Here is an 18,995-nt window from a genome sequence, read left to right on the forward strand (position 1 = left end):
CACTCATGCTCGTCGCATTCTCCGTCGCCCCCAGCGGAACCGGCCAGGCCGACGGCTCGGTGCACGACGCCGTCGCCGCCGCCGTGCGCATCGTCCGCGAGTCCGGGCTGCCGAACCACACCGGCTCCATGTTCACCGAGATCGAGGGGGAGTGGGACGAGGTGTTCGCCGTCGTCAAGGCGGCAACGGATGCCGTCGCCGCCTACGGCTCGCGGGTGTCGCTCGTGCTGAAGGCCGACATCCGCCCCGGCTACAGCGGCGAGATCGAGGGCAAGGTGCAGCGTCTCGAGGCAGCGCTCGAGCGCGGGGCAACGGCCGAGTAGGCGCCCGCCGCGCGGCGCGAATGTCGCTCGGGGTCACGCGTGTATCGAATCGATTCGATTCGGTCGTAGAATTGCGCAGTGACCGAACAGACCCCCGCCCTCTCGCCCGCGCGAGTCCGCTTCGCCCTGCTCGCCCTCGCCCTGGGCGGGTTCGGAATCGGGGCGACGGAGTTCGTCGCGATGGGCCTGCTCCCCAACCTCGCCGCCGACCTGCTGCCCGGCCTCGCCGCCGCCGACCCGGCCGCGGCCAACGCGCAGGCGGGCTGGCTGATCAGCGCCTACGCGCTCGGCGTCGTCGTCGGTGCGCCCACGATCGCGGCCGCCGCCGCCCGCTGGCCGCGCAAACAGCTGCTGCTGGTGCTGCTGACCGCGTTCACGCTGGGCACCGTGGCATCCGCCCTGCTGCCGAGCTTCGAGCTCGTGCTCGTCGCGCGCTTCGTCGCTGCGCTGCCGCACGGGGCGTACTTCGGCATCGCCTCCCTCGTCGCGGCCAGCCTGATGGGCCCGGGCAAACGCGCCCGCGGCGTGGCGCTCGTGCTCTCCGGCCTCACCGTCTCCAACGTGATCGGCGTGCCGGCCATCACCTGGCTCGGCCAGGTGCAGGGCTGGCGGGTCGCCTACATCGCCGTCGCGGCGATCTTCGCGCTCACCTTCCTTGCCGTGCTGGTGTCGGTGCCGCTGCAGCCGGGTGACCGCACAGCGACGATCCGCAACGAGCTCAAGGCGTTCGGCCGGGCGCAGGTCTGGTTCGCGCTCGGCATCGGCGCGATCGGCTTCGGCGGCCTGTTCGCCGTCTACAGCTACGTGGCGCCGCTCGTCACCGAGGTGACCGGGCTCGGCGAGGCGGCCGTCCCTGTCGTGCTCGTCGTGATCGGCCTCGGCATGACCGCGGGCAACTTCCTCGGCGGCTGGGCGGCAGACAAGAGCGTGCGGCGCAGCATGTTCGGCTTCTTCGGGGTGATGCTGGTGGCGCTCGTCGGCCTGGCCCTGACGGCCGAGAACGTCGTCGGCCTGCTGGTCTTCATCTTCCTGGTGGGTGCGGCCGCGGCCGCACTCTCGCCGACCATCCAGACCCGCCTGATGGACGTCGCCCGCGACAGCCAGTCGATCGCGGCCGCGCTCAACCACTCGGCGCTGAACATCGGCAACGCGCTCGGCGCCCTGCTCGGCGGCATGGCGATCGCGGCCGGCTTCGGCTACGTCGCGCCGGTCTGGATCGGGCTCGGGCTCAGCGTGCTCGGCCTGCTGATCGCGCTGGTCAGCTTCAGCTGGGACGGCAAGCGGCGCGGCCGCGGCGAGGTGCTCGGCTACGGCACCGACCTGGTGCAGGTTGTCAGCGCCCGCTGACACCGCGCGCCTTTGACGCAGGAAGCCCCGGGGGATCCCGGGGCTTCCTGCGTTGACGGGCGGCTGCGCCTAGTCGGTCTGCAGCAGGATTCCGTCCTGGATGGCGCGCTTGCGGAGGGCAACCTTGGTGCCCACGTCGAAACCGGCCACCCGGTACTTCTCGCGGATGCGCTTGAGGTACGACTTCGCCGTCTCCTCGGAGATGCCGAGCTGGAAGGCGACGGCCTTCACGGGCTCGCCCGCTCCGTAGAGGGCCATGACGCGGCGCTCCTGCGCGCTCAATCGAGGCGTGTCGCCGCGGCCCCCAGCGGTCAGGGCCAGGTCGAGCTCCTCGGAGATGTAGGACTCGCCCTTGTGGGCGGCGCGGATCGCCTCGACGATCATGTCGGCTTCCTCGGTCTTCACCAGGTAGCCGAGGGCGCCGGCGGCGAGGGCCTCGCGCACGACGGTGGGCTCGGAGTAGGTGCTCATCAGCACCGTCTTCACACCCGTGGTCTTGAGGGTGGAGATCTTCAGGGAGATCGGGATGTTGTCCTTGAGGTCCAGGTCGAGCAGCACGACGTCGACGGGGAACTGCGGGTGCGAGAGCAGCTCCGGCCAGGTCGTCGCGGCGATGACGAGATCGATGTCGGTCGCCGCACCCCTGATCCACTCGGTCAGGGCGCCAAGCAGCATCTTGTGGTCGTCGACGACGGCCAAGCGAATCTTATGAGCCTGGTTTCCCACGCGTTCCTCCTTGTGCACATGCACGTTCCGATGCCCCTGATACCCTACGCATCCACCGGGTTGTCGACCATGCACTCTATCTCCACGTGCAGGTCTCCCTTGCGCGTGTATTCCGAATGCGGGCCAACGTTAGAGATAGCTTCCCATGCCGCGGCGTCTACCCTGCGCCGTGGCACACCGGTCGCATGAAGAAATACCGGAAACCGGATCTTTCTGGGCGAACCGGCCGTCGACGGGGCGCGCGGGCCGATGTCGATGTGCAGCATCACGTCGTGCCGCTTGGAGTCGCTCACCAGCAGCCAGACCGCCGTCAGCATGGCGTCGCGCTGCGCGGGGGAGAGCAGGCCGGCCAGGCTCCCCGGGTCGTCCAGCGAGACGGCGGGCGCCAGGAACTCCGACTCGGTGATGGCGTTGTGCAGCCAGGTCTTCTTGCGCCCCTCCACCAGGTGCAGGCGCAGTTGGGTGGCCAGCTGCGAGGCGGCGCCGGCGGCATCCGGATGCAGCGGCAGCGCCGTCCTGCCCTCTGCGACATCGTCGAGCAACCGCTCGGCGTCGAGGTCGAGGCGCACGAGCTCCTCGGAGGCCAGCATGCCCACGGCCAGGCGCGGGGCGTCGACGGTGCTCTGCACCAGCACCAGGTCCAGCTCCAGCTGCACCATCCGGCGGAAGGCGCGCACCACCGAGATCGCGATGAAGGGCAGCCAGACGGCGATCGCGATCGCCACCAGCTCGGGGCCCAGGGTGAGCGGGCTGCTGCGCTCCTGGACGAGTGCGGCGACGAGCAGCACCGCGCCGAGCGTGACGGTGGCGGCCATCACCTCCCTGGTCTCGCGCACGCTGACCAGGGGCGTCATCATGACGCCGGCGGCGAGGGCGGCGGTCGGGTAGACGCTCAGGCCGGCGGCGGCGGCGACGGCGCTGAGATCGAGCGTCACCACGCCCGCCAGCCCGACGAGGGTCAGCGTGAACAGCCAGGTGGGCATGGTGCCGCCGCAGAGCAGGACGCCGAGGAGCGCGCCGGCCGCCGTCACGAGCAGCAGCAGCCAGGCGGAGATGGCGAGCGTGGGCGTCGGGTAGGAGGTCCACTGCTCGATCGTGCGCCAGACCAGGAACAGGGCCATGACCAGGCTGCCGGCGATCATGCCGCCGGCCAGGTCGCGCCCGCCGAGGCCGCGCTGGTTGGCCCTGGTGGTGGAAACGGTGCGCTCGGAGCGCCGGAAGGTGCGCTGCGGCTCGCGCTGCCTGCGCTCGCGCCCGACGATCACACCGAGGGTGTTCTCCTCGATGCCGGAACCCGTTCGTGCCTTGCTCATCGCTCACCGCCGAAATGCCGCTCGTGCCCGTACGGCTCGTCGTATCCGGCGGCCTCGTCGTGGCCGAACACCTCGTCGTGCTTGGGAACCTCCAGGACGACGGTGGTGCCCGATCCGGGGGAGGAGAACAGTCGGGCGTTGCCGCCGACCTCGCGGAGCCGGCCGACGACGGATTCGGCGAAGCCGAGCCGGGCCGGGTCGACGTCGCCGAGGTTGAACCCGACGCCGGCGTCGGTGACCATGGCGCGCAGCGTGTGCTCGTCGTCGGTGATCGTGACGTCGGCCTCGCTGACCTGGGCGTGCCTGCGCACATTCTCGAGGCACTCGCCGAGGGCGCCGAGGAAGGCGTCCAGCACCGCGCTCGGCAGCAGGATCTGGCCGCTGCCGTGCCACTTGACGTCGAGGCCCATCCGGCCGAAGCGCTGCTTGACCGACTCGAGGGTGTTGCCGAGCGCCGACTCGGCGACGGGCTGGAGGTTGTAGGTTCCGGAGCGGAGCGGGGTGGGCACCCCGCCGAGGCGCAGCTGCCGCAGCAGCTTCGCGTCGTTGGCCGCCTGGTGCCGCAGCGCGTCCGCGCTCACCCCGACCCCGGAGTGCGCGAGCAGCGTGAGGGTGGCCAGCACGGTGTCGTGCAGCAGCCGGGCGTCCTGGCGCCGCTGCGCCTCCGCCTCGCTGGCCAGCCGCTCCGCGCGGTGGGCACGGCCGATGCTGGCGATGCGCTGCATCACCCGCGGAACGCTCTGGGCGATCCACCAGCCCGCCGTGCCGATGGCCGCCCACGCCGCGATGGTGAGCAGCAGCGGGGTCGAGCTGGGCAACGCGCGCGGGGCGGATGCCACGGTGACGCTCAGGCAGGTCAGCGCGAAGCCGACCGCGATCAGCAGCAGCCGGGAACGGCTCATCGTCGCCATGAGCGCCAGCGCACCGAGGACCCCGGAGCCGATCACCGCGATCGCCGCGACGGCCGCCACGCTGGGGTCATGGCTGAGCGCCGGATCGAGCGCCTCGCCCGCATCACGGACCGCCCCGGGGTCCACGCCGAGCAACAGGATCGCGAAGTTGCCGGCGATCAGGCAGATCGCCATCCAGAGAGGGGCGCCCCGCTCGCCAATGAAGTAGTGGGCGATGGCCGTGATCGCGACGAGCGCGAGCGTCGAGACCAGCGTCAGCGGCGCCACCCCTCCGGGCAGCACGATGCACACGGCGGCGAGGAAGCAGGAGGCGAGACCGGAATACCGCACGGTCCGGCGAAGCAGCCGGTCACGCTCTTTCAGAATGCGCTGCATGGATCCTGCCGGTGGAGGGGACGGGGGTCGCCCCCAGACTATCCTGCGGCTTGCTCCGGCTGCAGGAGGCGCAGCAGCTGCTGGGCGACGAACTCCGTCTCGATCAGGAAGCCGTCGTGGCCGTACTCCGAGACGAGCTCGACGGGGACGTCGCCGTCGATGTTGCCGGACAGGCCCGCGGCGATCACCTGCTGGCCGTCCAGCGGGAACAGCCGGTCGCTGTCGATGCCGAGCACGAGGCTGGTCGCGGTGACCCTGGCCAGCGCCGCCTGGATCCCGCCGCGGCCGCGGCCGATGTCGTGCGAGTTCATCGCCTCGACGAGCGTGATGTAGCTGTTGGCATCGAAGCGGCGGGTGAACTTGTTGCCGTGGAAGTCGAGGTAGGACTCGACGGCGAAGCGGCCGCCGTCGCCCAGCGGGCTGATGCCGCTCTGCCAGCTGCGGTCGAAGCGCTCGTTGAGCTCGCTGTGGCTGCGGTAGTTGAGCATGGCCATCCGCCGGGCCAGGGCGAGGCCGCGGGTCGGGCCGTCTCCGGCGACGGCGTCGTAGTACTCGCCGCCCTGGAACAGCGGGTCGGTGCGCACGGCCTCGATCTGCACCGAGTTCAACGCGATCTGGTCGGCCGTCGTCACCGGGGGAGCGGCGAGCACGGCCAGGCGCTCGACCCGCTCCGGCCGCCCGACGGCCCACTCGATGGCGTGCATGCCGCCCATCGAGCCGCCGATGACGGCGGCCCAGCAGTCGATGCCGAGGGCGTCGGCGAGGGCGGCCTGGGCGTCGACCTGGTCGCGGATGGTCAGGAACGGGAAGCGGGTGCCCCACTCGCTGCCGTCCGGGGCGAGCGAGGCGGGGCCGGTGGAGCCCTGGCATCCGCCCAGCATGTTGGGGGCGACCACGAACCAGCGGTCGGTGTCGACGGCCTTGCCCGGTCCGACGATGCCGCCCCACCAGCCGGCGGTGGCATGCCCGGGGCCGGAGTCGCCGACCACGTGGCTGTCGCCGGTGAGCGCGTGCAGCACGAGCACGGCGTTGTCGGCCGCCTCGTTCAGCTCGCCCCAGCTCTCGTAGGCCATCCGGGCGTAGGGAAGCGTGCCGCCGGCCTCGAACTGCCGGGCGCCGATGCCGACGAAGCGGCGGTTGCCGACGGGGTCTCCCTCGCGCCAGGCCCCCGTTGCGGGCGCCTTGCCGAGCAGCGTGCGCGCCTGGGCCTCCGTGATGAAGCTCGAGGGCGCGACATCCGCCGAAGTCTGCCAATCCATGACTCAATTGTGGCGTGGAAACAGAGCGGCCCGGGCATTGTTACAGCTGCGGTGTCGCAGCTGAACAAGCCCGGGCGGCTCTTCAGGGGTGTTTAGGCGTTGGCGTTGGCCGCGTCGGTGACGGCGCGGGCGGCCGCGAAGCCGGTCTCCAGGTCGGCCAGGATGTCGGCGATGTTCTCGATGCCGAGCGAGAGGCGCACCAGGCCGGGCGTGACGCCGGCGGAGAGCTGCGCCTCGGGCGAGAGCTGCGAGTGGGTGGTGGATGCCGGGTGGATCACGAGCGAGCGCACGTCGCCGATGTTGGCGAGGTGGCTGAACAGCGTGAGGCTGTCGACGAGGGCGCGGCCGGCGTCGACGCCGCCCTTGAGCTCGAAGGAGAGCACCGCGCCGACGCCCTTGGGGGCGTACTTGTTGGCGGCGCCGTACCAGGGGCTGGAGGGCAGGCCCGAGTAGTTGACCGACGCGACGTCGGGGTGGTTGTCGAGCCACTCGGCGACGTCCTGGGCGTTCTGCACGTGGCGCTCGATGCGCAGCGACAGCGTCTCGATGCCCTGGATCAGCTGCCAGGCGCTCGCCGGGGCGATGGCCGCACCGAGGTCGCGCAGCAGCTGCACACGGGCCTTGATGATGTAGGCCAGGCCGTCGCCGACGGCGGCCGTGTAGCTGGCGCCGTGGTAGCTGGGGTCCGGCACGGTCAGGCCGGGGAAGCGCTCGACGTTCTTGGACCACTCGAAGGTGCCGCCGTCGACGATGATGCCGCCGATGACGGTGCCGTGGCCGCCGAGGAACTTGGTGGCGGAGTGGATGATGATGTCGGCGCCGTGCTCGAACGGGCGGATCAGGTACGGGGTGGCGATGGTGTTGTCCACGATCAGCGGCACGCCGCCCTCGTGGGCGACATCGGCGACGAGGGCGATGTCGAGGATGTTGATCTTCGGGTTGCCGATCGTCTCCGCGAAGAACAGCTTCGTGTTGGGGCGCACAGCCCGGCGCCACTCGTCGGCGTCGTCCTGGTTCTCGACGAAGGTGGTCTCGATGCCGAGCTTGGCCAGCGTGTACTTGAACAGGTTGTAGGTGTCGCCGTAGATGGAGCTCGACGAGACGATGTGGTCGCCGGCCTCGGCGATGTTCAGCACGGCGATGGTTGCCGCGGACTGGCCGGAGGAGAGCAGCAGCGCGCCGGTTCCGCCCTCGAGGGCGGTGAGGCGCTGCTCGACGACATCCTGCGTCGGGTTCTGGATGCGGGTGTAGATGTTGCCGAACTCGGCCAGCGCGAAGAGGTTCTTCGCGTGGTCGGAGTTGTTGAACACGTACGAGGTGGTCTGGTAGATCGGGGTGGCCCTGGCGTTGGTCACCGGGTCCGGGCGGGCACCGGAGTGGACCTGCTTGGTTTCGAACTTCCAGTTGCTTGTGTTGTCGCTCATGAGGGTTTGTCTCCTATAGAGCGTGCGGACCATCCACCGCTCGAGTGTGAGCCTAAGCCTGAGCCCTGTGCGCAGCAATGGAGGCCGCAACTCGTCGTAACACTAGGGATTCGGGTGTAACAGTGCGCCGGTCCGGCCTAGCGGTTGTCGCCCCTCGGCAGCACGATCGTGCCCGTCGCCGTGCCCTCCGAGCGCCGGAACAACCACTCGGCGCGAGGCTCGACGAGGGGCCGGAACACGCGCCGGATGAACGGCATCGAGAGCACGACCGAGAGGGCGATGCAGAACACGATCATGCCGGGCAGCACCCACCACGGCTGCGGGCCGGCCAGCACCCCGCTCTCCCGGATCGGGTAGAGCACGAAGGAGTGCAGCAGGTAGATGTACATGGTGGCGGCGCCCAGCCCGGTGAACCAGGTGGTGCGGCGCGGCATCAGCATCAGGAAGGCGAAGACCAGGGCGAAGGCGAGCAGCATGAAGCCGAGCCGGATGCCGCCGGCCCACCACTCCGGGTAGCCGATGGCTGCGTACGACTCGTCATAGAGCAGGAAGCGGCGGAGCTTGAGATCCCGCCAGGTGTCGACGCCCACCCAGCAGACCACGGCGAGCAGCGCGAACAGGGCGATGGCGCCCGCCCGCCAGCGCCAGAGCACGGCGGGCCGCATGGTCAGCCAGCGGCCGGTCACCTGCCACTGGCGCAGGCTCCAGCCGAGCACGAAGAAGGGGAACAGCCCGAGCGTGCGGGAGAGGGCGAACAGGGAGTCGACGTTGCCGACGTAGCCGACCCCGATCGAGCCGATGATGGCGATCGCCAGCGGCCAACGCAGCAGCACCAGGTAGGGCAGGGCGACACGCCAGACGGCGAGGGCGAGCAGGAACCAGAGGGTCCAGCTGGCGCTCGAGTAGTCGAGCTTGAACGCGCCGCCAGCCAGCCAGTGGATCAGCGTCCAGATCGTCTCGAAGATCAGGTAGGGCAGCAGGATGTCGGTGATGATGCGCTTCATCTGACGCCCGTTCGGCGTCGCCGACTTGGCGAAGTAGCCGCTCACCGTCACGAAGATCGGCACGTGGAAGGCGTAGATGAACAGGTACACCGCGTAGGCGGCATCCGATTCGGAGATCAGTTTGAGAATGCCGTGGCCGATCACCATCAGGGTGATGGCGATCCAGCGGGCGTTGTCCCAGAGCGGGACGCGGCGTTTGGCCTTGGCTGTGGTGGGGGAGGTCATCGCGTCCCATTCTCTCCTGTCTCGCCTCTGCGGCCCAGCGTCTGTCCGTGCGTTGTGGTTCTTGTCTGTGTGGTTCGGCGCCGGGCGGCAGAATGGGAGGCATGACGATGAAGCGTGGTGGCACGAGGCGTGCAGTGGTGACGGGTGCGAGTTCAGGGATCGGGGCGGCGACCGTGCGCCAGCTGCGCGCGGCTGGTTGGGACGTCGTCGGGGTGGCCCGGCGCGAGGACCGGCTGGCGGCGCTCGCCGCGGAGACCGGGGCGAGCTTCTTCGTCGCCGACCTCACCCGGCAGGCCGATGTCGATGCCCTGGCCGCCCACCTGGCCGAGACCGGGCCGTTGCACGCCGTGGTGAACAACGCCGGCGGCGCGAAGGGCCTCGACAGCGTCGAGGGCTCGGATGCCGCCGACTGGCAGTGGATGTTCGAGGTGAACGTCATCGCCGTCAAGCGCGTGATCAGCACCCTGCTGCCGCTGCTGCGGGACACCGTGCGCGCGGAGGGCGGCGGCGCCGACATCGTCACCGTTACCTCGATCGCCGGGCACGTGGCCTACGTGGGCGGCGGCGGCTACAACGCGGCGAAGTTCGCCGCGCACGCCCTGACCGCTGTGCTGCGGCTGGAGCTGAACGGGGAGCCGATCCGGGTGATCGAGATCGCCCCCGGCATGGTGCACACCGAGGAGTTCTCGCTGGTGCGCTTCGGCGGCGACCAGGCCAGGGCCGATGCCGTCTACGCCGAGGTGCCGAACCCGCTCAGCGCCGACGACGTGGCCGAGACGATCGTGCACGCGCTCGGCCGGCCGGCGCACGTGGACCTCGACCTGATCGTGGTCAAGCCGGTCGCCCAGTCGGCGCCGCACCTCGTCGCCAAGGGCGAGCTGCGCCCCCGCGGCTGAGCCCGCCGCCTGACCCGGCCGCCGACTCGCGCTCTGCGCCCGTCTGCGACGTCCCGCGCTCCGCGCCCGACTGCGACTTCTCGCTGGTCGAGTAGCGAGGAACGAGCGTATCGAGACCCCGCACGAGACCCGGCTTCCGGCGAGAAGCCGGGTCTCGTACGGCCCCGGCGGGCCTACTCGACCAGCGGCAGGGGGACGGGTTCGCCCTCTGGGCTGCTTGCGTTTGTCGAATCCGCCGCGGCATCCGGGTCGGCGAACGCCAGCTTCGGCACGAAGAACAGCAGCACGGCGGCGGCGAGTGCGCCGAGGCCGCAGACCGCCCAGACCACCATGTAGCCGGCCAGGCTGGCCGCCGTCGAGGTGACCGCCGAGGCGGCCCCCGCCAGCAGCACGACGCCGAAGACGGCGGACGCGAACGATCCGCCGATGGTCTTCGTCGTGTTGGTGAGGGCGGATGCGACGCCGGTCTGCCCCTGCGGGGCGGCGGCCGCGGCGGCCGCGGGCAGCGCGCCGACGAGCGCGCCGGAGCCGATGCCGGCGATGCACATGTTGAGGAACACCTGCCACACCTCGAGGTGGAACGGGATGAACAGCAGGTACCCGATGGCGACGAGGAACGCGGCGGCGATGAGGGCGACCCGCGGGCTGAACCGCTTGGAGACGAGCGGGAAGAGCAGCGCGCCGACGATCATCGAGATCAGGTAGACGCCGATGAGCGTGGAGATGTCGGAGGCGTCCAGGCCGAGCCCGTAGCCGTTGACGGTGTCGGTGCCCGCATACGTGGCCAGCGGCGCCTGGGCGCCGAGCAGGCTGATGCCGACGAGGCCGGCGGTCAGCAGCACCGGCCACATGGTCGGCTGGCGCATCACGCGCAGGTCGATGGCCGGGTCGGCCTGCTTGAGTTCCCACTTGCCGAACGGCCAGAAGGCGAGCACGCCGACGGCGATGAGCGCCCAGACCCAGAGCGTCTCCGGGCCGTTGATGCGCATGAAGGTGAGTCCGGAGGTGATCAGCAGCAGGCCGATCGTGAGCAGCGAGAAGCCGACGACGTCGAGTGAGCGCTTCTCGGTGCCCGGCTCGGACTCCGGCACGCCGAACAGGATGGCGAAGAACACGAGGGTGACGGCGATCGCCGGCACGAACAGGGTGAGGGTGACGTCCTCGCCGAGCGCGGCGAACACGCGTCCGGCGCTGAGTGCGCCGATGATCGCACCCGCCTCCAGCGCGACGACGAGCAGCCCGGCGGCGCGCCGCGTCTGCGACGGGCCGCGCCCGGAGCGGCGGCCCCTGTCGAAGATCAGCGCCACCTCCAGTGGCAGCCAGACCACGTAGAAGCCCTGCAGTGCCCACGCCGCGAGGAAGCTCCAGAAGTCGCCGGCGAAGGCGAGCCACCAGCTGGCCGCGGCGGTCAACACGGTGGAGGTCAGCAGGATGCGCTTGTGCCCGTACATGTCGCCGAGCTTGGCGAGGATCGGCACAACGAGCGCGGAGAGCAGCAGCTGGGCGGCCTCGAACCAGTTGAAGTCGGCGTCGTGGATGCCGAGGTGGTCGACCAGGTCGGGGATCAGCGGCACGTAGTACCCCTGCAGGATTCCACTGGTGATCTCCACGAGGAACAGCCAGCCGATGATGGCCGCGGTCACCCCCGCGGCGGTGCGGGCGCCGCGTCGCGCCGTCGCTGCAGATGTCATTCTCGGATGCTACTGCCTGCGGTATCCGGGCTGCACCACAAGAATGTGCGCAGGAAAGTGCGATTACCCTTACTCCATGGCCTTTGATGCAGACGACTCCGCAGGATCCAACACCACCATCGAGAAAGAGATTCTCGAATGGTCCGATTTCGCCGACGCCTCGCGCGGTTTGGCCGAGGATGTGCTGAAGAGCGGCTTCGTGCCCGAGGTGGTCATCGCCGTCGCCCGCGGCGGCCTGCTGCTGGCCGGCGCCATCTCCTACGCGCTCGGCACCAAGAACTGTGGCTCGATCAACGTCGAGTTCTACACCGGCGTGAACGAGCGCCTGCCCGAGCCGATGCTCGCCGCGCCGATGCTGGACGCGCCGGCCCTCGCCGGCAAGCGCGTGCTGCTCGTCGACGACGTCTCCGACTCCGGTCACACCCTGGTCAAGGTGCTCGGCATCCTGGCCGAGAACGGCGCGGAGGTGCGCACCGCCACGCTGTACACCAAGCCGCACACGGTGCTGGAGCCCAACTTCTACTACCGCAAGACGGCCGGCTGGATCGTCTTCCCCTGGTCGGCGCTGCCGCCCGTCTCCGTCTAGACCCGTGGCCGTCACCTTCGACCGCTCCGCGGTGCACGAGGGATGGCTGCGCGCGCTCGGGCCCGTCGCCGAGGAATTGGCCGGGCTCGAGCGCTTCCTCGCGGGGGAGGCCGGTTACCTGCCGGCCCCGGCTGCCGTGCTGCGGGCGCTGCGCATCGACCCACAGAGCGTGCGGGTGCTCATCGTCGGGCAAGACCCGTACCCAACGCCCGGGCACAGCATGGGCCTCGCCTTCTCGGTTGCGCCGCACGTGCGGCCGCTGCCGCGCAGCCTCGCCAACATCTACACCGAGCTGCGGGGCGACCTCGGCATCCCGACGCCGGAGCACGGCGACCTCGGCTCCTGGGCCGAGCAGGGCGTGCTGCTGCTGAACCGGGTGCTCACCGTGCGCCCCGGCGAGGCCGGCTCGCACCGGAGGCAGGGCTGGGAGGCGGTGACCGAACAGCTGATCCGGTCGCTCGCCGCGCGCACGCCGGAGCAGCCGCTCGTCGCCATCCTCTGGGGCAACGACGCGCAGGCGCTGGAACCGCTGCTCGGCGGCATCCCCGTGATCGCCTCCGCGCACCCGAGCCCGCTGTCGGCCCGCCGCGGATTCTTCGGCTCCCGGCCGTTCAGCCGTGCCAACGCGCTGCTGCTCGAACAGGGCGCGGAGGCGATCGATTGGTCGCTCGGCGGCAGCCAGGTCAGCGAGCAACAGACCCTCGAAATCTTCCGTTAATACTGCTCGTTTACGCTGGCGTCATGCTTGAAGAGGAATACCAGCCGCGCCGCACGCTGCCGCGCCGCCTGCGCAAGCCAGAGCCGCCGGAGGCGCCGTTCGACTTCACCCTGCGTGAGGCCGTCGAAGCAGACATGCCTGCTGTGCGCGAGATCTACAACTACTACGTGGCGAACTCGACGGTCACCTTCGACGAGGACGCCATGACGCTGGCCGAGTGGCGCGACAAGTTCGCCTACCTCCAGAAGCTCGGGATGCCGTTCGTCGTCGCGATCTCGCCGACGGACCAGATCCTCGGCTACGCGCTGGTCGCGCCGTGGAAGCAGAAGCGCGCCTACCGCTTCACCGTGGAGAACTCGATCTACCTGGGCCCGGCCGCCACGGGCAAGGGCCTCGGACGGGTGCTGTTGGCCGACCTCATCGAGCGCTCGGCGGATGCCGGCCTCAAGGAGATGGTCGCCGTCATCGCCGACCAGGGCGCGGAAGCGTCCCTCGCGCTGCACCGGGAGTTCGGCTTCCGGGAGACCGGACGGATGGGCCGCGTCGGCTACAAGTTCGAGCGTTGGCTCGGCATCGTGATGATGCAGCTCTCGCTCGGCTAGCTGTACTGCCCAGGGACGTTGGTTGAATCGGTGTGACGACTCGCTGTAGTCCTTCGGGAATGAGTGAGGACCTCCTGCTGCAGAGTGGAGCTGCTTAGAAACCAGTTCTGCGAGACCAGGAGGCCCTCATGTCCCACGCTAACGCTGCGCTGACTCCACGCCAAAGGCTGCGCATGGCGCGCCTGATCGTGGACGACCGTTGGCCGATCTCGCAGGCCGCGAGACAGTTCAACTGCTCCTGGCCGACCGCCAAGCGGTGGGCTGAACGTTACGCGGCGATGGGTGAGGACGGCATGCAGGACCGCTCCTCCCGGCCGCACCGGAACCCGAACAGGACCCCGCAGCGGCTGGTGCGGAAGATCGTGCATCTGCGGTGGAAGAAGCGTTTGGGGCCGGTCGCGATCGGCGCGAAAGTGGGCATGCCCGCGTCGACCGTGCACGCCGTGTTGACCCGGTGCCGGCTGAACCGGTTGAGTCACGTCGACAAGCGCACCGGGGAAGTCGTGCGGCGCTACGAGCACGACAAGCCGGGGGCGATGATCCACGTCGACGTGAAGAAGCTCGGCAACATCCCCGATGGCGGCGGCTGGCGTTACCTGGGCAAGCAGCAGGGCGGCAAGAACCGGGCCGCGACCGTTGGCGCGGGCCGGAGCAAGCGCCGGCAGCCGCTGGTCGGGACGGCGTTCGTGCACACCGTCATCGACGACCACTCCCGCGTCGCCTACGCCGAGATCCACGCCGACGAGCAAGCGGTCACCGCCGTGGGTGTGCTCCGCCGGGCCGTGTCCTGGTTCGCCGCCCGAGGCATCACGGTCGAACGGGTCCTCTCCGACAACGGCTCTGCCTACAAGTCCCACCTCTGGCGCGACACCTGCACCGAGTTGAACATCACACCCAAGAAGACCCGCCCCTACCGGCCACAGACCAACGGGAAGATCGAACGCTTCCACCGCACCCTCGCCGACGGCTGGGCATTCTCACGGTTCTACGCGTCCGAGTCAGCCCGCCGGAACGCCCTCCCGGTCTGGCTCCACGAATACAATCACCACAGGCCCCACACGGCCATCGGGAGCAAACCACCCATCAGCCGGTTAACCAACCTTGCTGGGCAGTACAGCTAGCGCGCCGCGGCTACCGCGACGCCCGTCGCGCCGGGTTCGTCACCCGGCCGAGCGTCGTCAGGAGCGAGCGCTGCGGAACCAGGCGAACGGCCCGCGCCGAGAACGCGTTGCCCAGCCCGCTGACGACCCGCGGCGGCGTCGAGCGCCGGTCGAGGGCGCGGAACGCCGTCTCGATCACCTCGGCGCCGCTCTGCGGGGCGCCGAACGAGACGCCCTCGCTGCCGGCAACCTGTTTGAACTCGGTGGCGGTCGGGCCCGGGCAGAGCGCGAGCACCTTGAGCCCGGTTCCCTTCGCCTCGGACCAGAGCCCCTCCGAGAAGCTCAGCACGTAGGCCTTCGTCGCCGCGTACACCGACATGAACGGCACCGGCTGGAACGCGGCCGTGCTCGCCACGTTGATCACCGCGCCGGTCGCCGGCGCGGTGCGGGCGTGCCTAAGCAGCTCCGGCCAGAGGGCGCGGGTGAGCTGGGTGAGCGCGAGCACATTCAGCTGCACCTCGTTGTGCAGCCGCTGCGGCTCGAGCGCGCCGAAGCGCCCGTAGCTGCCGAAGCCGGCGTTGTTGACGAGGGTGGCGATCTGGATGTCGCGCTGACGGAGGTCGGCGACGAGGGTGTTCACGGCATCCGGGGCGGTCAGGTCGAGCGGGATGACGGTCGAGACCGTGCCGAAGCGCTCGGCGAGGTCGACGGCGAGGGCCTCCAGGCGTTCCAGCCGTCTGGCCACGAGCACGAGGTCGGCGCCGCGGGAGGCGAACTCCCGGGCGAACGCGGCGCCGAGACCGCTGCTCGCGCCGGTGATGAGCACCGTCGTGCCCATCGGGTTGAAGACGAAACGAGTCATGTTTTCAGGCTAGACCCCGGGGCCCCGCACGACCGTGATCGCGTCGAAAAAACAGGAGGAGCGCACGGCGGAGCCTGCCTGCGGGGGTCGCAGTGCTCTCCTCCTGCTTTTCCCGGCGGCGGGCTGTTGCAGCCCTGGCCGGACTAGCCGCGCGCCAGGCCGCGCCGGGCGAAGGCCCAGCCGCCCCAGGCGGCCAGGGCGAGCGCACCGAGGGTCGCGAGCACCAGGCCGAGCACCGCGCGCGGGGACAGGAGCACGCCGGCATCCGGTCTGAACACCGTCTCGGGGAGCGGGGCATAGGCGAACCAGCCGACGGTGGTCTGCTCGGTCGGCAGGAGCAGCAGCACCACGCCCGTGAGCACGAGCAGCGCGGCGAGCACGACGCCGATCCGCAGCCAGGCTCGGTGGCGGGGGTCAAGCCGGTGGGCAGCGCCGAATTCGCTCATGTCGCGAGACTAGGCCATCGGCACGGACCGGTGCCGTGGCCTCGGAAACTAGAATCGGGGGATGCCCTCGTCTCAGTCCCACCCCGCGCTTCCGACCGGCCGCCCCCCGCGCCACACCGTGCTGCGCTCCTTCGCCGGGCACCTGGATGCCGCCCCGGATGCCGTCTTCTCGGCGATCCAGCAGAAGATGAGCGCCGCGCCCGGCGTCACCGTCGACGCCTCCGGGCAGGAGATCGTGCAGCAGGGCGGCTGGTGGTACCGCGGCGAGTACCGGGTGATGGCGGAGCCGGCCGACGCGGGCACCGACGCTGGCACCGACGCGGGTGCGGATGCCGCAGCACCGGGCACCCGGCTCGAGTACGAGATCGTGAACGTCGCCCAGAGCTGGCACTGGGCCGGGCCGATCGCCGGGCGCCGTGTGCTCGCCGAGGCGCCCTACGGCTTTCACGCGTTGCTGAGCGAGATCGAGGCGGAGCTCTGGCCCGAACTCGTCGGCGAGTCCGACCTCGACGCCGGGCCCGCCGACGAAGACTAGAGGCGGGGCGGCACGGCCTCGGCGGCGAGCCCGACGTGCTCGCGGGAGTTCTGGCGCTTGCGCTCGAGCCAGTTGTCCTGGTCGCGCAGCCCCCTCGCGACCGCGACCCTGATCACGCTGTAGCGCAGCAACAGCCCGATGCCGATGCCGATGCCGAGGGCGGGCAACGGCGGCGACTGCAGCGCGGGCACGGCGACGTTGTCCATGCCCGCGTTCTGGCATCCTGCTAGTTCTTCGGCGTCGCCCGGCGCAGCATCGCGTAGCCGGCGAGCCCGGCCAGCGCGGAGACGACGAGCGACCACGCGGCCATCCCGGTCGTGCCGTGAGCGGCCATCCACGAGCCGATTGCCGCCCAGCTGTTCGTGTACGCGATCAGGGCGAACAGGCCGACGAGGGCCGCTCCGCCGACCACCCAGAACACGACCATGCCGTTGATGCGCCAGCGCATGTAGATCGTGGCGATCGCGGCGCCCGCGAAGCTGAACAGCAGCTGCAGCGCGAAGAAGCCGAACCAGTGCTCGATGGGTGTGCCGCCGCCGCCCCAGGGAACCGTGAACAGCCGCCCGTTCAGGCCCCAGCCGTTCGTGGCCTGCTCGATCGAGGCGAGAACGGTGAGCACCACGGCGTTGGCGGCCGAGACCAGGCCGAAGGTGAGCGCGGTGCCGAGGTAGAAATCGCGCCGCGTCACGCTGAAGCCGAGCGCGAACGGGAAGGTGAGGTTGATGGCCATCACGGCGGCCACGAGCAGGTAGATGAGGATCGAGAGCAGCGCGCCGCTGAACTGCGGGCTGCTCGCCGACCCGTCGAAGCCGCTGGTGACGCCGACGGAGCGCAGGATCATCCAGATGGCGATGGTGATGAGGAAGGCGGAGCCGAGGATGATCCAGGGCAGCGTGACGTAGGCCATGCGGTTCACGAGGTGCAGGCGCACCACGTTCCAGATGCGGGTCATGGGATGTCCTTTCCGGCGCTCAGGCCGAGGCCTGGAAGTCATGGGTGGAGGTGTTCGTGCTGCGCACGATCAGCTGCTGCAGGGAGACGGGCAACAGCTCGAGGCCGGAGTCCGCGGCATCCGCTCGTTCGAATGCGCTCAGCTGGCCCTGAACCGTGACGGATGCCAGCCCGCCGATGCTCTCGCTGTGCAGCAGCGTCCGGCCGGCGGTGAATCGCTCGACCGCGGCGCGGGTGCCGGCGACGGTGGTGGCCGAGCCGCGCAGGGTGTCCGCCTCCTCGTCGATGATGATGCGGCCCTGGTCGATGACAAGTACGTGCTCGAGGAGGTTGCTCACCTCGTCGATCAGGTGGGTGGAGAGGATGACGGTGCGCGGGTGCTCGGAGTAATCGGCCAGCAGGCGGTCGTAGAAGATCTGCCGGGCGACGGCGTCGAGGCCGAGGTAGGGCTCGTCGAAGAAGGTGAGCGGCGCCCGGGAGGCGAGCCCGACGATCACGCCGACCGCCGAGAGCTGGCCGCGGGAGAGCTTCTTCATCGGGCGGTTGAGGGGAACGTTGAACTCCTCGATCAGTTCCTCCGCGAAGGCGGCATCCCAGTTGGTGAAGAACCACGGGGCGCTCTTGAAGACGTGCTTGGCGCGGAACTCGTCCGGGTACTTCTGGCTCTCCTTGATGAAGCAGATCTGGGAGAGCACCTCCGCGTTCTCGACCGGGCTCGCGCCGAACACGTTGATGCTGCCGGAGCTGGCGAAGTCCTGCCCGGTGAGCAGCTGCATGAGCGTCGTCTTGCCCGCGCCGTTGCGGCCGAGCAGGCCGTAGATGGTGTTCTCGCGCACTTCGAAGTCGACGGAGTCGACCGCGGTGACGGAGCCGAAGCGCTTGCTCAGCGCAGTGACGGAGACGACAGCGGAGGTGTCGGTCATGAGAGCTGCTCCTTCCGGGAGGCGGATGTCGGTGCTGCTGTGGATGCTGCGGATATGGCGGTTGCTGTGGATGCCCCGGATGCCGTGGCGGAGGCCTCGTCGCGGAGGAGCTCGCCGAGCTGCGTGGGGGAGATGCCGAGCTTGGCCGCCTCGGCGAGCAGCGGGTGCAGGTACTCGTGCACGAAGCGATCGCGCCGCTTGGAGACGAGCCGCTCGCGTGCGCCGCTGCTGACGAACATGCCGATGCCCCGCTTCTTGTAGAGGATGCCGTCATCGACGAGCAGGTTGACGCCTTTGAGGGCGGTGGCCGGATTGATGCGGTAGAACGCGGCGAACTCGTTCGTCGAAGGAACCTGACCCTCCTCGGGCAGTGCGCCGTCGATGATGTCGTTCTCGACGCGCTCGGCGATCTGCATGAAGATCGGTCGCTCGTCGGTGATCACGATCGTCCCCCTCTGCGCATTCGCCCCGCTGGTTCATTACTCATGTAACTAACCAACTAGCTAGCCGTGCTTTTGTCAAGCCCCCGCTGACTCTTCCTCCGGCCGGCGTGCAACTCACGCGTCGCTCCCCGCGTCGACTGAGGGTGCGAGGCGTCTCCGCGTCGGCTGAGCTTCTCTCTCCACGTCGGCTGAGGGAGCGAGGAACGAGCGACCGAAGCCCGGTTTCCAGCCCGAACGCGGCGCCACTTCCGACGCTACCGCACCCCACCGACATTCCGCGGAAAGTTATCCACATCAGGCATTTTTCTCGGGAATTGCTTGCATTCCGCCGTAGA

The 18,995-nt window shown here is 69.8% G+C and carries 21 protein-coding genes; 8 read left to right on the forward strand and 13 right to left on the reverse strand.

Translation table 11 applies throughout. From position 1 onward, the window contains the following. Positions 1-5: 5 nt before the first annotated feature. Both BLT62_RS06215 and BLT62_RS06220 read left to right on the forward strand, forming a co-directional pair. Positions 6-323: a thiamine-binding protein gene (locus tag BLT62_RS06215; protein ID WP_083363280.1), complete on the forward strand. Its 318-nt coding sequence runs from the start codon at positions 6-8 to the stop codon at positions 321-323. Between the two features lie 78 nt (positions 324-401). After that, the gene (locus BLT62_RS06220; protein WP_231919369.1) at positions 402-1,670 is read left to right on the forward strand and encodes an MFS transporter; all 1,269 of its coding nucleotides are present in this window, start codon (positions 402-404) and stop codon (positions 1,668-1,670) included. A 69-nt stretch (positions 1,671-1,739) separates the two neighbouring features. Here the strand turns inward: BLT62_RS06220 and BLT62_RS06225 are convergent, their stop codons facing one another. The 6 genes from BLT62_RS06225 to BLT62_RS06250 all read right to left on the reverse strand — a co-directional run bounded on the left by BLT62_RS06225 (position 1,740) and on the right by BLT62_RS06250 (position 8,907). Then, positions 1,740-2,375: a response regulator transcription factor gene (locus tag BLT62_RS06225; RefSeq protein ID WP_269457802.1), complete on the reverse strand. Its 636-nt coding sequence runs from the start codon at positions 2,373-2,375 to the stop codon at positions 1,740-1,742. A gap of 65 nt (positions 2,376-2,440) precedes the next feature. Next, positions 2,441-3,709, reverse strand: coding sequence for a hypothetical protein (locus BLT62_RS06230; protein ID WP_083363281.1), 1,269 nt, complete (start codon positions 3,707-3,709; stop codon positions 2,441-2,443). Beyond that, positions 3,706-4,995, reverse strand: coding sequence for a sensor histidine kinase (locus BLT62_RS06235; RefSeq protein ID WP_231919370.1), 1,290 nt, complete (start codon positions 4,993-4,995; stop codon positions 3,706-3,708). The genes BLT62_RS06230 and BLT62_RS06235 overlap by 4 nt, the downstream gene beginning before the upstream one ends. 38 nt (positions 4,996-5,033) lie before the next feature. Next, positions 5,034-6,254: a homoserine O-acetyltransferase MetX gene (gene metX, locus BLT62_RS06240; RefSeq protein WP_083363282.1), complete on the reverse strand. Its 1,221-nt coding sequence runs from the start codon at positions 6,252-6,254 to the stop codon at positions 5,034-5,036. Between the two features lie 92 nt (positions 6,255-6,346). Further along, entirely contained in the window at positions 6,347-7,678 is a 1,332-nt protein-coding gene (locus BLT62_RS06245) for a bifunctional o-acetylhomoserine/o-acetylserine sulfhydrylase (protein WP_083363283.1), read from the reverse strand. 137 nt (positions 7,679-7,815) lie between these two features. Continuing rightward, entirely contained in the window at positions 7,816-8,907 is a 1,092-nt protein-coding gene (locus BLT62_RS06250) for an acyltransferase family protein (RefSeq protein WP_083363284.1), read from the reverse strand. Positions 8,908-9,008: 101 nt separating this feature from the next. On the opposite strand from BLT62_RS06250, the gene BLT62_RS06255 reads away from it, so the two are divergent. Continuing rightward, positions 9,009-9,803, forward strand: coding sequence for an SDR family oxidoreductase (locus BLT62_RS06255; RefSeq protein WP_083363285.1), 795 nt, complete (start codon positions 9,009-9,011; stop codon positions 9,801-9,803). A gap of 173 nt (positions 9,804-9,976) precedes the next feature. Here BLT62_RS06255 and BLT62_RS06260 read toward each other — a convergent pair whose 3' ends face one another. Then, positions 9,977-11,494 (reverse strand): MFS transporter, encoded by a 1,518-nt coding sequence (locus BLT62_RS06260; protein WP_083363286.1) that lies wholly within the window; start codon positions 11,492-11,494, stop codon positions 9,977-9,979. Between the two features lie 76 nt (positions 11,495-11,570). Between BLT62_RS06260 and BLT62_RS06265 the strand changes: the two genes are divergently transcribed. The 4 genes from BLT62_RS06265 (at position 11,571) to BLT62_RS06280 (ending at position 14,521) form a co-directional block, all read left to right on the forward strand. After that, on the forward strand, positions 11,571-12,080 hold the full coding sequence (locus tag BLT62_RS06265; protein WP_083363287.1) for a phosphoribosyltransferase: 510 nt from the start codon (positions 11,571-11,573) through the stop codon (positions 12,078-12,080). A 4-nt stretch (positions 12,081-12,084) separates the two neighbouring features. Further along, positions 12,085-12,798: a uracil-DNA glycosylase gene (locus tag BLT62_RS06270; RefSeq protein WP_083363288.1), complete on the forward strand. Its 714-nt coding sequence runs from the start codon at positions 12,085-12,087 to the stop codon at positions 12,796-12,798. A 23-nt stretch (positions 12,799-12,821) separates the two neighbouring features. Then, positions 12,822-13,400 carry a GNAT family N-acetyltransferase gene (locus BLT62_RS06275; protein WP_083363289.1) on the forward strand — a complete coding sequence of 193 codons (579 nt, stop codon included), beginning with the start codon at positions 12,822-12,824 and terminating at the stop codon, positions 13,398-13,400. Positions 13,401-13,528: 128 nt separating this feature from the next. Continuing rightward, positions 13,529-14,521 carry an IS481 family transposase gene (locus BLT62_RS06280; protein ID WP_083363290.1) on the forward strand — a complete coding sequence of 331 codons (993 nt, stop codon included), beginning with the start codon at positions 13,529-13,531 and terminating at the stop codon, positions 14,519-14,521. Positions 14,522-14,531: 10 nt separating this feature from the next. Here the strand turns inward: BLT62_RS06280 and BLT62_RS06285 are convergent, their stop codons facing one another. Together BLT62_RS06285 and BLT62_RS06290 are read right to left on the reverse strand one after the other, a co-directional pair. Beyond that, the gene (locus BLT62_RS06285) at positions 14,532-15,362 is read right to left on the reverse strand and encodes an SDR family NAD(P)-dependent oxidoreductase (RefSeq protein WP_083363291.1); all 831 of its coding nucleotides are present in this window, start codon (positions 15,360-15,362) and stop codon (positions 14,532-14,534) included. A gap of 143 nt (positions 15,363-15,505) precedes the next feature. Then, on the reverse strand, positions 15,506-15,808 hold the full coding sequence (locus BLT62_RS06290; RefSeq protein ID WP_083363292.1) for a hypothetical protein: 303 nt from the start codon (positions 15,806-15,808) through the stop codon (positions 15,506-15,508). 61 nt (positions 15,809-15,869) lie between these two features. Here BLT62_RS06290 and BLT62_RS06295 point away from each other — a divergent pair, with 61 nt between their 5' ends. Next, on the forward strand, positions 15,870-16,343 hold the full coding sequence (locus tag BLT62_RS06295) for a hypothetical protein (RefSeq protein WP_083363293.1): 474 nt from the start codon (positions 15,870-15,872) through the stop codon (positions 16,341-16,343). Here BLT62_RS06295 and BLT62_RS06300 read toward each other — a convergent pair. The 4 genes from BLT62_RS06300 to BLT62_RS06315 are packed head-to-tail and all read right to left on the reverse strand — an operon-like array spanning position 16,340 to position 18,660. After that, complete coding sequence (locus tag BLT62_RS06300) at positions 16,340-16,549, reverse strand: hypothetical protein (protein WP_083363294.1); 210 nt, start codon at positions 16,547-16,549, stop codon at positions 16,340-16,342. The two genes, BLT62_RS06295 and BLT62_RS06300, sit on opposite strands and share 4 nt — an antisense overlap. Positions 16,550-16,569: 20 nt before the next feature. Beyond that, positions 16,570-17,295: a hypothetical protein gene (locus tag BLT62_RS06305; protein WP_083363295.1), complete on the reverse strand. Its 726-nt coding sequence runs from the start codon at positions 17,293-17,295 to the stop codon at positions 16,570-16,572. 19 nt (positions 17,296-17,314) lie between these two features. After that, the gene (locus tag BLT62_RS06310; RefSeq protein WP_083363296.1) at positions 17,315-18,217 is read right to left on the reverse strand and encodes an ABC transporter ATP-binding protein; all 903 of its coding nucleotides are present in this window, start codon (positions 18,215-18,217) and stop codon (positions 17,315-17,317) included. After that, on the reverse strand, positions 18,214-18,660 hold the full coding sequence (locus BLT62_RS06315) for a GntR family transcriptional regulator (RefSeq protein WP_156786259.1): 447 nt from the start codon (positions 18,658-18,660) through the stop codon (positions 18,214-18,216). Before BLT62_RS06315 ends, BLT62_RS06310 begins: the two co-directional genes overlap by 4 nt. Positions 18,661-18,995 lie beyond the last annotated feature (335 nt).

The organism is Microterricola viridarii (assembly GCF_900104895.1).
Classification (GTDB): Bacteria; Actinomycetota; Actinomycetes; order Actinomycetales; family Microbacteriaceae; genus Microterricola; species Microterricola viridarii.